Raw genomic sequence first — 12465 nt, forward strand, 5'->3', positions numbered from 1 at the left:
CGGAATGCTGGACGAACTATTCTCCCCTTATGACACGCCGAAAGGCGAAAGGAGCACCATGAAGCAGTACAAGCTGATGGGAGCGCTGGCACTCACCGGCGCTTTCGCACTCGCGCTCAGCGGGTGCGCTGCCGGCAACAGCGGCAGTGGCGACAGTGGCGACAACGGCGAGAAGACCGACGTCGAGATGGCGGACTACAACCCGCAGCCTCGCGAGAACCTCCAGGAGGGTGGCGAGGTCAACTTCGCGATCCGTGAGGTGCCGCCGCAGCTGAACGCCTTCAACAGTGACGGCAGCGCCGACACCGCACGCATCGCCGCGTGGTACACGCCGCAGCTGATCCTGATGGAGCCGGACGGCACGCAGTACAAGAACGACAACTACCTCGACGAGTGGAAGCACGAAGTCAAGGACGGCAAGACGGTCCTGACCTTCACGTTCACCGACGAGGCCCACTGGAACGATGGCACGGACATGGACTGGACCGCCATCGACGCCACGTGGAAGGCCAACCGCTCCTACGACGAGGGCTTCAACCCGAACGCCACCGACGGGTACAAGGACATCGAGTCCGTCGAGCAGGGCGACACCGCCAAGACGGCGATCGTCACCTTCAAGGGCGAGTTCGCCTGGCCGCAGATGCCCTTCAACGGTGGCGTCATCCACCCGGCACTCGCAGACCCGGACACCTTCAACGAAGCGATGATCGAGAACCCGCACCCGGAGTGGGGCGCCGGTCCCTACACGGTCGACGAGTATGACGCGACCAAGGGCTACATCTCGTTCAAGCCGAACCCCGAGTGGTGGGGCGACGCTCCGCTGCTCGACAAGGTCACCATGACGGGTATGGACGGCCAGGCCGGCGTCAACGCCTTCAAGAACGGCGAGGTCGACATGGTGGAGACGGGCTCCCAGGAGCTCATCGACCAGGTCAAGGACGTAGACGGTGCCAAGGTCTACCGCGCGCAGCAGACCGCCAACACGATCCTGCAGGTCGACTCCTCCAAGCCGCAGTTCGAGGACGTCAAGGTCCGCGAGGCGTTCTTCAAGGCCATCAACATCGACCAGCAGAAGCAGATCGCGTGGAACGGCCTCGGCTATGAAGAGGACCCGGCCGGCTCGCTGACCCTGTTCTCGTTCCAGCCCGGCTACACCGACTCGATGAAGGCCGCGGGCTGGGAGTTCGATGTCGAGGGTGCCAAGAAGCTGCTCGACGAGGCCGGCTGGACCGAGGGTTCGGACGGCATCCGTGAGAAGGACGGCGTGAAGCTCTCGGTGGTCTACCCCATCTGGAGCGACACGGCGACGCAGAAGGCTCTCGCGCAGTCGCTGCAGGCGCAGGAGAAGGAGGTCGGCATCGACGTCCAGGTCGAGGTCCGTCCCGCCAGCCAGTTCTCCTCGGACTACACCTCGAAGAACTGGGATGTCTCCGGTCTCCGCTTCACCTCGTCCGACCCGTTCGGTGCCGCCTGGTTCTGCCAGCTGTACTGCTCGGACTCGGGTCTCAACCTGTCGGGTGTCGGTGACGCCGAACTCGACGCCGAGATCAAGGACAAGGTCGAGTCGCAGTCCGACCCCGAGGCTCAGACCGCAGCCGCGATGGAGCTCGAGCCCGAGATCTACAAGCGCTGGGGCCTGATCCCGCTGTACAACGGCCCGCAGATCTACACGGTCCAGGAAGGCCTCGCCAACCTGACGCCGGAGCCCTACGTGGGTCTCGACCTGTTCGGCATCCAGCCCGTCGAGAACGTCGGCTGGGAGAAGTAACATCCTCTGACGTTCGCGTCGAAGCGGGGCCGGTGGTTCATCCACCGGCCCCGCTTTCTTTATGCTGTTCGCGTGAGCACCCAGATCGTCCTCGTGCACGGCATCCGCACGTCCGCGACGATGTGGCGCGCACAGACCACGTATCTCGACGAGCAGGAGTATGCGTCGACCGCGGTCGATCTCCCCGGGCACGGGAGCCGCATGGACGAGGACTTCACGCTGCACGAAGCGCTCCACACGATCGATGCCGCCGTACGTGCGGCAGCGGAGAAGGGCCCCGTCGTGCTCGTGGGGCATTCGATGGGTGGGCTGCTGTGTCTCGCCTACGTCGGCGGGGCACAGCGACCGCCGGTGGCCGCGCTCGTCGCGGCGTCGTGCACCTCGCTCCCCCACGGTGCGGGACTTCGCGCCTATCGCCTCTTCGCCCGGGCGGTCGACTCGCTCCCCGATCGCGGTATGTGGCTGACCGGTCGCGTCCTCGAGGCCACCATCCCCACGGAGACCAGATCCGACTTCGCCGCCGGTGGATATGCGCTGGACATGCAGGACACGGCGCTGCGCAGCCTCGCCGCGCTGGACATCGCCGCCGCGGTCCCCCGGATCGCGGTCCCGCTCTGGTTCGTGAACGGGCAGTACGACCAGCTGCGTCTGAACGAGTCCTTGTTCCGACGTCTCGCGCCCCATGCGGAGCTCCTCATCGTGCCCCGCACGACGCACCTGGTCACGGCGATGCGGCCACGGGTCTTCAATGCCGTGCTGCAGCTGGCCATCGCGACGGTGGAAGAGGAGCAGCCCGGCTCATGAGCGCGACGGCTTGCGCGCGAACGCGGTGAGCAGTCCTCCCACCAGCGACAGCACGGCAGCAGCGACGAAGACGAGCCAGAAGCCGCCGACGAGAGCGACCAGTGCCGCACCGAGCACCGGTCCGATCAGCTGTCCCAGGGCTGCGGTGACGTTGACGATCCCGAGGTCCCTGGCGTGATCCTGTGCGTCAGGGAGCAGGTCGGCCGCGAACGCGAGACCGACCGTCGAGAAGGCTCCGTACCCCAATCCCATGAGAGCCGCGGCCACCATGGTCATCTCGAACGTGGGCACCAGGGCGATCGCCACGCCCGAGGCCGCCTGGACGACGGTTGCGGCGACGGTGAGCGTGCGCCTGTTCCCTGTCCGGTCCGACACGATGCCGGTGACCACGGAAGCGAGCACGACGAACACGGTGTACACCACGATCAGCAGCAGGAGATTGTCCTGAGCGGCAGCGGTCGGCTGACCGAGACCATGCAAGAGGAAGAAGAGGAACAGCGCGGTGCCGAGAGCATTGCCGACGTTCGTCACGAGGCGTCCCGAGAGCATCCAAGCGAAGTCGCGGTCGCGGAGGGAGGCGAGCGGTCGGCGTCCGCCAGGTTTCGGCCGCAGCGCCTCGGTACTCGGCGGGTCGGGCAGCAGCAGGGCCGCACCGGTGCCGACGACGGCGATCACCGCGGCGAGCAGCAGATAGCCGGCGCGGACGTCGAGCCCGAGCAGTACCACCAGTCCGACACCGAGCACGATGCCCACCGCCTGACTCGATCCCACCGCTGCGGACGCCGCGCCGCGCTGCGTCGAGGGCAGCTGGTCGGCGATGAGCGCCGTGAAAGCTGCGGAGGAGACGGCGACGCCGATCGACACACCGACCCAGCCCGCGCCCACGGCCCAGGGTCCCTCGGCGAAACCGGTGAGGATGAGACACACGGCGGTGAGCAGAACGCCCCCGAGGGCCCAGGGGCGTCGGCGGTGGCGTCCCGCGGCCGCACGATCAGAGAGCGCCCCGGCGGCGGGACCCGCGACGATACCGGCGAGTCCCCCGATCCCGAGGACGAGCCCCGAAGACACCACGCCGCGGATCCAGTCGTCTTCGGGAGTGTCGAGCTGCAGAGGAAGCAGCAGTTGCACGGGGGTGAGCTGCACCGTCCAGATCGCGAGCCACGCCAGCGTGAACACCGACATCCATCGTGCGCCCGCCTTGACCGTGCGGGGGCCGGAGACGCCGGTCACCGCGCCTCCTCCGCGGCGATGGAAGCCGCCCGCGACCGCGCGATGAGGTCGCGATACCACTCGTACGACGCTTTGGGTGTGCGCTCGCCCGTCTCGAAGTCCACGTGCACCAATCCGAACCGTTGGGTGTACCCGTCGGCCCACTCCCAGTTGTCCAGGAGCGACCACACCGTGTACTCCTCGACGGGCACCCCGGCGTCGATCGCCTCGCCAACCGCCGCGATGTGACCTGAGAGATAGTCGATGCGATCGGTGTCGTCCACGAGCGCAGCCCGCTCGGGCTCAGGGAAGGACGCCCCGTTCTCTCCGATGATCACGGGCGGGAGATGCGGATGCCGCGTGTGCAGGTCGATCAGCAGATCGCGCAGGGCACCGGGCATAATGGGCCACTCGGGTCCGAAGCCGGTGACGGGGACGCCGGGGGTCGGCACGATGTCGAACGGTATCGGGCTTCCCTCCGCCGCAGCGGTGACCGTCGTGGGGTTGTAGAAGTAGATGCCGTAGAAGTCGATCGACCGTGCGATCTCCTCCAGATCCCCGTCGCGCACGGGCAGCGGTGGCAGCCCGAGTGCCTCGAGATCCGGATAGTGGCCGGCGAGGAGCGGTTCGCTGAAAACGCGGTTGTGGATCACGCCGTACACGGCGGCGGCCTGGTGGTCCTCGGCGGTGTCGCGGAGCGGGAGGACCCAGGTGTGATTGTTCACGAGGCCGACGGAGGCGGCGCCGTGGCCGTGCAGCACCGTAGCCGCACGGGCGTGCGCGAGGAGCTGATGGTGGGCGGTGGGCAGGGCGCCGAAGAGCAGTTCCTTCCCGGGAGCGAGCGCGCCGACCGCATACCCCTGCAACGTCGTCATCGCCGGCTCGTTGAGCGTGTACCACTGCTCGACGCGATCGCCGAGACGGGCGGCGACGATGGTCGCGTAGTCGGCGAAGCGCTCGGCCGTGTCGCGCTGGAGCCAGCCACCGTCGGCCTCGACCTCGCTGGGCATCTCCCAATGGAACAGGGTCGGAAACGGTGCGACCCCGGCCTCGAGCAAGTGGTCAACCAGCCGGGAGTAATGGTCGAGCGCCGCGCGGTCCCCCGAGCCCCGACCTCCGGGTTGCACGCGTGCCCACGGGATGGAGAACCGGTAACGGTCGAGGCCCAGCCCCGCGGCGAGGGCCACGTCGGACTCCGGTCGTCGGTAGCTGTCACATGCAGGGTCCGCCGTCGACCCGTCGATGATCGCGCCCGGCCGTTCGAGGAAGTCGTCCCAGATGGAGCGCCCGGTCGACCCCGTGGGACGGGCCCCCTCGATCTGGAAGGCCGAGGTCGCTGCGGACCAACGGAGCCCGACGGGCACAGACGGACGATCACGTGCAGGGATCATGGGGCTCCTTGACATCGATGTCGGGACAGTGATGATTCTGCACCCGGTACCATCGATTGCGCGACCGAGTTTCGCATTCTGCTCGCCGTTTCGCGCGAGCGCCCCGTCTGCTGGTAGACTCGACTCTTGGCTTGCGTGTGGGTTCTTCCCTCACGACCGCTGTGCAGCAGCCCTCTTCTGCTGCCGGCATTCCGAACACTCCTGTACAGAAAGCGTCCACACGTGGCAAACATCAAGTCGCAGATCAAGCGCAACAAGACCAACGCGAAGGCACACGAGCGCAACAAGGCCGTGAAGAGCGAGCTCAAGACCCTCATCCGCTCCACCCGCACGGCAGTCACCGCCGGCGACAAGGCAGCAGCCGAGGCCGGCCTGAAGAAGGCTTCCGTCAAGCTCGACAAGGCCGTCAGCAAGGGTGTCCTGCACAAGAACCAGGCGTCGAACCGCAAGTCGTCGCTCGCCAAGCAGGTCGCTTCCCTCTGAGCCGAAGCTTCTCAGGAAGGCCCGTCCCGTTCATCGGGGCGGGCCTTCTTCGTCCCCTCGGGTTCGAGGCCCCCGCGGGATCGAGAAAGCGGGGGACGGTTACTCGCCGAAGGGCTGGCGCGTGGCGATCACGGTGACCATGCGCTCCAGGGCGAAGATCGGGTCGCGGGCCGCTCCCTTGACCTCACCATCGGCTCGGGCTGTCGCCTGGATGGCCATCCCGAGAGAGCGCTCGTTCCAGCCGGCGAGGTCGCGGCGGGCGCGATCGACCTGCCAATCCTTCATCCCCAGGCGTTGCGCGAGCTGTCGGCTGGGCTCGCGGTTGCCTGCCACGCGCGCCATCGTCCGGAGCTTCATCGCGAAGGCGGCGACCATCGGCACCGGGTCGGCGCCGGACGACAGCGCGTGCCGGAGCGCGACGAGCGCTTCGCCGTAGCGGCCGGCGATCGCCGTATCCGCGACGACGAACGCCGAGACCTCGACGCGACCGCCGTAGTACTTCGTGACGATCTCTTCCGAGATGTCTCCGTCGACGTCGCCGATGAGCTGCTGGCAGGCCGCCGCCAGTTCGGTCAGGTCGTCCGCGAACGCGGAGACGAGCGCACGCAGGGCTGCCGGCGCGATGCGCTTCTTGGCCGCCCGGAACTCTCCGGCGGCGAAGTCCACTCGGTCGCTGTCGCGCTTGACCGCCGGGCAGGCGATCTCGATGCCTCCGCCGGTACCGGCGCGAAGAGCGTCGAGCAGCTTCTTGCCACGCACGCTGGCGCCCGTGTGGCGAAGGATGACCGTCGCCCCCTCCTGGGGGTTGTCGAGGTACGACACGGCCTCCTGGATGAAGGCGTCGGAGCACTTCTCGACACCCGAGACGCGCACCAGTCGCGGTTCTCCGAACAGCGAGGGAGAAGTGAGGGACAGCAGTGTGCCCGGGGCGTAGTCGTCGGCCCGCACGTCACTGACTTCGAGTGCAGGATCTTCCGCGCGCAGGTAGTCGCGCACGCCGGCGATCGCACGCTCTGCGCACACCTCTTCCGGCCCCGAGACGAGCACGATCGGCGCGGGGTGCGGTTCGCGCCACGGCACCTGCGGGATCTTGGTGGGCTTCGCACCACTGCGAGAGGGGGTACGCGAAGCTGCCATGGGTCCAGCCTACCGGCGCTCACCGACACCGCTCGGCTGGCATTCTCCTCACTCCTCACCTGCACGCTCCGTCCACACCTGCAGTTCGTCGCCGTGCACACCGAGCAGGATCCTCCCCTGCTGGTCCGTGCGCAGATCCTGCGCCCCGGTCGCTGTCAGTAGGTCGAGAGTCTCGACACGCGGATGACCGTAGTCGTTGTCCGCACCGACGCTGAACAACGCCACCCGGGCCCGAAGCGCCTCGTACAGGCCGGGGTCCTGATCCGCGCTGCCGTGATGGGCCACCTTGACCACGTCGTACCCGCCGAGGTCTGCCGCACGCATCAGCATGCGCTGGGAGGCCGCAGCGAGGTCTCCGAGGAACAGCGATCGCGGCACTCCTCCCCCGTCGAACTCCATCACCACACTGGCGTCATTGCCTGAGGGAAAGACAGGAGACCCGCTCCGGGGCCAGAGGACACGCCACGTCGCCTCCCCGAGTTCGCCCTGCTGTCCTGCCCAGGCCTCGTCGACACGTGCACCGCCGTCGAGGAGCGCGGCAAGGAGGCGCCGCTCGGAATCCTCGGTGACGGGTCCGTGCAGCACCGCGTCCACCCGACCGACGACGGCGGTGGTCCCGCCGACGTGGTCGAGGTCGAAATGTGTCAGGACGAGGAGGTCGATCCGCTCCACCCCGAGAGATCGCAGACACGCTTCCAGCGGTTCCGGCGCCGGCCCGGTGTCGATCAGTGCGACGCCGTCGCCGGAGCGCACGATCAGCGCATCTCCTTGACCGACGTCGCACGCGGCGACGGACCATCCCTCCGGCGACGCCACGGTCGCGAGCGGACCGTCGAGGAGAATGCGGGCACCGGCGAGCGACGACACGATGATGAGGACCGCCGCCGCGCCGCGTCGCAGGAACACCATCGCACGCACGGTGGCCGGCCGGCGCGGAACATCAGCGGATCGGAGGAGGACGACCGACATGCACACGCTGACGAGTGCCACCAATGCCGCGCTGCCGAACCCCGCCGGAAGCAGCAGCTGCGCGTTCGGCAGTCGCGCCGTCGTCGTGGCGGTCGTCGCGATCCAAGCGGCGGGAAGCCAGGACGCCGCTGTCAGCAGATCAGCGAGGAACGGCAACGGCGCAGCAAGACACGCCAGCAGACCGATCACCGTGGCGATCGGTGCCGCCGGAGCGGCGAGGAGATTCGCAGCGACCCCGATCAGCGATTGCTGCTCTGCGAACAAGGCGATGATCGGCCCGCATGCCAGTTGCGCGGCGAGCGGGACCGCGATCGCCAGCGCCACCGTGTCGGGCATGACTGTCGCCAGCCCCCGGGCAAGAGGCGGGGCGAGCAGTATCAACGCCCCGGATGCCGCCACCGAGAGCGCGAAACCCGGTGACGTCGCGAGCCACGGATCGGCGAGGAGTATGCCCACGGTGCACAGGCAGAGCATGCCCGCGCCCGCACTCGGACGTCCGAGCAGCACGGTGAGCATCCCGGTGGCCGCCATGACCGCTGCGCGGATGACGCTCGGCTCCGGAGTGACCAAGACGACGAACCCGGCCAAGCCCGCGAGGGAGAGCACGACGCGCAATGCGCGCCCTCCTCCGCACAACGCCGTCAGCCCGAAGAGCGCGACGACGACGATCGCGCAGTTCGCCCCGGAGACGGCCGTCAAGTGGCTGAGTCCACTCGTGCGCATGTCGTCGTTCAGCTCCGGGGTGACCGCCCTGGTGTCGCCCACCGCGAGCCCCGGCAGCAGACCGGCACCGGGTTCGGGCAGACGCAACGACCGGGCGACGAAGGCGTGCTTGAGGGTCGCCGCAGCAGCGAACACGCCACCCGCTGGCTCGACCACCTCCGCCTCGCTCGCGAAGACGACCAGGGTGGCGCGCTCCCCCGCGTCCGTCGCGGACGCCTCCCCCACGACGCGGATCCGTGCACCGAGTTCGAACCCGTCGCGCGGTTCGATGCCGATGCGCACCGGTGCAGCCGCAGCCTCCGTCTGGCCCGGGGGTCCGACGGCAGCGGTGGCTGCATCGAACCACTGACGTCCGTCCTGTCCGATCGATGCGGAGGACGTGACGTCGGCGACGATCTCGACGACACGGCCTCCCTCTTCCGACACCCGCTCGCGCACAGGTTGCGCGAATCCCACTGCCAGAGCGGTGCCTGCGGCCGCGGAGAGCACGACGACGAGAACCCCACCGCACGCGGACGGCCGCGCGCGCGAGCCGCGGCGGTGGAGAAGATGCGCCACGACAGCCACCGCTCCGGTTCCGCAGAGGGCCGCGCACCCCCACGCCGCCGCGGGGAGCAGCACGCACAACAGCGCCACCGCCCAGACCGCGACGGCGAGAGGCAGCAGCCGCAGGTCACGACGCCTCACACCCGTGCGCCATCCCGAATGCCGGCGAGAAGCTTCTCCCCGATGCCGGGGACGGCGAGCAGGTCGTCCACGGAACGGAAGCGACCGTTCTCTTCCCGCCACGCGATGATCCGTGCCGCGAGTGCCGGACCGATGCGCGGGAGAGTCTCCAGCGCCGCCTGGTCCGCGGTGTTGAGATCGATCCTGTCGTCCCCGGCAGGGGCGGCTCCCGACTCGGCAGCAGCGGCGCCGACCGTCGGCACGATGATCTGCTCGCCGTCTTCGAGCAGCCGCGCAAGATTGACCGCCGCGAGGTCGGCGACGTCCGTGGTCCCGCCCGCAGCCGCCAGGGCGTCGACGAGTCGCGCGTCCGGATCGAGCACGTAGAGACCGGGAGCCGCCACCGCGCCGAGCACGTGGACGTAGAGCTCTCCGGTGGACCCCGCCCTCGCCTCATCGTCCGTGAGCGACACGGACTCGGTGGGCGGCGTCTGCCCGCGGAGGATACCCAATCCGACAGCCGCCGACAGGACCACGAGTCCCAGCACCACGGCCGCGCCGATGCTCAGCCGCAGCCGACGCCGGAGCGGCGGAGGAGACGGTGCCTGCGGGGATGCCATCCGGCCAAGCTAGACGAGGGCGCGGATCCCCCGAGCGTCCCGAAACATCCACGGTGGACAACCCGTCCCGGGCGTCCACCGTGGAGAAGAGGCGATCAGCCCTTGACGACGAAGCTGACGATCTTGGGCGCCCTCACGACGACCTTCACGATCTCGCGGTCTCCGATGGAACGGATCACACGCTCGTCCGCACGGGCGAGCGCCTCGAGCTCGGACTCGCCGATCCGCGCCGGAACCTCGAGCTGCGCACGCACCTTGCCCCCGACCTGCACGACGGCCGTGACCGTGTCCTCGACCAGAAGCGCCGGGTCGGCGGAGCGCCACGTCACGAGGCCGACAGAGGGCTCGTGACCGAGCATCTCCCACATCTCCTCCGCAGTGTGCGGCGCGATCAGGTCGAGCATCACGGCGATCGTCTCCGCCGCCTCGCGCACGGCGGGGTCCCCTGCACCGGCGGCACCATCGATCGTCTTGCGGGTGATGTTCACGAGCTCCATGAGGCGCGCGACCAGGACGTTGAACTTCGTCTGCTCGACGAGTGCCGGTGCCTCCGAGAGCAACTTGTGCGTGGCACGGCGGAGAGCGGCGTCACCGCCGTCGAAGACCACGTCGACGGGGCTCGACACCTCGCCGGCGACGCGCATCGCGCGTGCCAGGAACTTCTGAGCGCCGGTCGTCGAGACGTCGGCCCAGTCCTTGTCGTCTTCCACGGGCCCGGCGAACGCCAGCCCGACACGCAGGGCGTCGGCGCCGTGGGCGTCGAGCTCCTCCTGGAAGAGCACCAGGTTGCCCTTGCTCTTGGACATCTTCTGCCCGTCGAGCAGCACCATGCCCTGGTTGATCAGGTTCGAGAAGGGCTCGGTGAAGTCGATCAGCCCCATGTCGAAGAGCACCTTCGTGATGAAGCGCGCGTACAGCAGGTGCAGGATCGCGTGCTCGACGCCGCCGATGTAGGAGTCGACCGGCGCCCAGCGGGCCGCCTGCGCGGGATCGAACGCCACGGTGTCGCTGTTCGGCGAGAGGAAGCGCAGGAAGTACCACGAGCTGTCCACGAACGTGTCCATCGTGTCGGGGTCGCGCAGCACCGGGTCGCCCGTCTGCGGGTCCGTCGTACGGACCCAGCTCTCGGCACCGCCCAGCGGCGACGTCCCCTTGGGCTTGAGGTCGAGCCCCTCGACGCTCGGCAGCTTCACAGGGAGCTTGTCCTCGGAAACCGGGATGATGCTCCCGTCCTCGGCATGCAGCATCGGGATCGGTGTGCCCCAGAACCGCTGACGCGAGATCAGCCAGTCACGCAGACGGTAGTTCTTGGCGGCACGGCCGGTGCCCGATGCCTCCAGCTGCTCGATCGCCCGCGCGATGGCGTTGCGCTTGGACAGACCGTTCAGAGCGCCCGAGTTGATCATGCGGCCCTCGCCCGTGAGAGCGATGCCGGTGGCCGCGGGGCTCTGCTCTTCAAGCGCGGCACCGGTGTCGATCGGCACGCCGTCCTCATCGACCTCGATCACGGGCATCGCCCCCGTGACGGGAGCGGTCGTGTCGACGACGACCTTGACGGGCAGATCGAACGCACGGGCGAAGTCCAGGTCGCGCTGATCGTGTGCCGGGACAGCCATGACCGCCCCGTGTCCGTAGTCGGCCAGCACGTAGTCCGCTGCCCACACCGGCAGCTTCTCGCCGTTGACCGGGTTGATCGCGTAGCGCTCGAGGAACACACCGGTCTTCGGGCGGTCCGTGGACTGCCGATCGATGTCGGTCTCCTTCTGCACCTGCTCCAGGTACGTCTGGAAGCGCTCACGCACATCCTCGGAGGCGCCGGCGGCGAGCTCGGATGCCAGGTCGGAGTCGGGTGCGACCACGAAGAACGTGGCGCCGTGCAGCGTGTCGGGGCGCGTCGAGAACACCGTGACCGGCTCCTCGCGACCCTCGATCAGGAAGTCGACGTCGGCACCCACCGAGCGACCGATCCAGTTGCGCTGCATCTGCAGCACCTTGTGCGGCCAGAATCCCTCGAGCTGGTTCAGGTCGTCGAGCAGACGGTCGGCGTAGTCGGTGATCCGGAAGTACCACTGCGTGAGCTTCTTCTTGACCACCTCGGCGCCACAGCGATCACAGCGTCCGTCGACGACCTGCTCGTTCGCCAGCACCGTCTGGTCGTTCGGGCACCAGTTGACCGGACTCTTCTTGCGATACGCCAGCCCGCGCTCGTACAGCTTCAAGAACAGCCACTGGTTCCAGCGGTAGTACTCGGGGTCGGACGTGTGCAGCACGCGGCTCCAGTCGAACGAGACGCCGTACGCCTCGAAGCCCACCTTCTGCTGCGCGATGTTCTGATAGGTCCAGTCCCGAGGGTCGGCTCCCTGACGGATCGCGGCGTTCTCCGCGGGCAACCCGAACGAGTCCCAGCCGATCGGATTCAGGACGTTGTGCCCGCGGTGGCGCCAGAAGCGCGCCACGATGTCGGAGTAGAGGTAGTTCTCCGCGTGGCCCATGTGCAGGTCGCCGGACGGGTACGGGAACATCGCGAGCACGTATCGGCGCGGCCGGGTGTCGTCGTCGCCGCCCGTGAGGAACGTGCCGTTCTCCGCCCAGTACTTCTGCCACTTGTTCTGGATGGCGTGCGCCGACGGGGCCTCGTCGTCGGCAGGGGCGGTGGACAGGTTCTCAGACAACGAACGCACGACCAATCTGAAGG

9 protein-coding genes are annotated in these 12465 nt (G+C 68.4%); 3 read left to right on the forward strand and 6 right to left on the reverse strand.

Features of this window, described 5'->3' with window-relative positions; all coding sequences use genetic code 11:
• The first annotated feature begins 58 nt into the window (after positions 1-58).
• A complete protein-coding gene (locus E0W80_RS02705; RefSeq protein ID WP_131491201.1) occupies positions 59-1768 on the forward strand; it encodes an ABC transporter family substrate-binding protein in 1710 nt (569 codons plus the stop codon).
• 72 nt (positions 1769-1840) lie between these two features.
• Complete coding sequence (locus E0W80_RS02710; protein WP_131491202.1) at positions 1841-2572, forward strand: alpha/beta hydrolase; 732 nt, start codon at positions 1841-1843, stop codon at positions 2570-2572.
• On the opposite strand, the gene E0W80_RS02715 is transcribed toward E0W80_RS02710, so the two are convergent.
• A complete protein-coding gene (locus tag E0W80_RS02715; RefSeq protein ID WP_131491203.1) occupies positions 2567-3802 on the reverse strand; it encodes an MFS transporter in 1236 nt (411 codons plus the stop codon). The genes E0W80_RS02710 and E0W80_RS02715 overlap by 6 nt on opposite strands.
• Positions 3799-5172: a family 1 glycosylhydrolase gene (locus E0W80_RS02720; protein WP_131491204.1), complete on the reverse strand. Its 1374-nt coding sequence runs from the start codon at positions 5170-5172 to the stop codon at positions 3799-3801. The genes E0W80_RS02715 and E0W80_RS02720 overlap by 4 nt, the downstream gene beginning before the upstream one ends.
• A 222-nt stretch (positions 5173-5394) precedes the next feature.
• On the opposite strand from E0W80_RS02720, the gene rpsT reads away from it, so the two are divergent.
• Positions 5395-5655: a 30S ribosomal protein S20 gene (gene rpsT / locus E0W80_RS02725; protein ID WP_047519918.1), complete on the forward strand. Its 261-nt coding sequence runs from the start codon at positions 5395-5397 to the stop codon at positions 5653-5655.
• A gap of 99 nt (positions 5656-5754) precedes the next feature.
• Here rpsT and holA read toward each other — a convergent pair whose 3' ends face one another.
• From holA to leuS, 4 genes are all read right to left on the reverse strand, one after another.
• The gene (gene holA / locus E0W80_RS02730; RefSeq protein WP_131491205.1) at positions 5755-6792 is read right to left on the reverse strand and encodes a DNA polymerase III subunit delta; all 1038 of its coding nucleotides are present in this window, start codon (positions 6790-6792) and stop codon (positions 5755-5757) included.
• A gap of 48 nt (positions 6793-6840) precedes the next feature.
• A complete protein-coding gene (locus tag E0W80_RS02735; RefSeq protein ID WP_240740439.1) occupies positions 6841-9171 on the reverse strand; it encodes a ComEC/Rec2 family competence protein in 2331 nt (776 codons plus the stop codon).
• Positions 9168-9770, reverse strand: a complete 603-nt coding sequence (locus tag E0W80_RS02740) for a ComEA family DNA-binding protein (protein WP_131491206.1) — start codon at positions 9768-9770, stop codon at positions 9168-9170. The genes E0W80_RS02735 and E0W80_RS02740 overlap by 4 nt, the downstream gene beginning before the upstream one ends.
• 95 nt (positions 9771-9865) lie before the next feature.
• Positions 9866-12442: a leucine--tRNA ligase gene (gene leuS / locus E0W80_RS02745; protein WP_131491207.1), complete on the reverse strand. Its 2577-nt coding sequence runs from the start codon at positions 12440-12442 to the stop codon at positions 9866-9868.
• Between the last annotated feature and the right edge of the window lie 23 nt (positions 12443-12465).

Source organism: Microbacterium sp. PI-1 (genome assembly GCF_004337555.1).
Taxonomy (GTDB): Bacteria; Actinomycetota; Actinomycetes; order Actinomycetales; family Microbacteriaceae; genus Microbacterium; species Microbacterium aurugineum.

Coding starts and splice junctions, on each gene's coding strand:
- E0W80_RS02705 (WP_131491201.1), top strand. CDS start 59: ATGAAGCAGTACAAGCTGATGGGAGCGCTGGCACTCACCGGCGCTTTC.
- E0W80_RS02720 (WP_131491204.1), bottom strand. CDS start 5,172: ATGATCCCTGCACGTGATCGTCCGTCTGTGCCCGTCGGGCTCCGTTGG.
- holA (WP_131491205.1), bottom strand. CDS start 6,792: ATGGCAGCTTCGCGTACCCCCTCTCGCAGTGGTGCGAAGCCCACCAAG.
- E0W80_RS02740 (WP_131491206.1), bottom strand. CDS start 9,770: ATGGCATCCCCGCAGGCACCGTCTCCTCCGCCGCTCCGGCGTCGGCTG.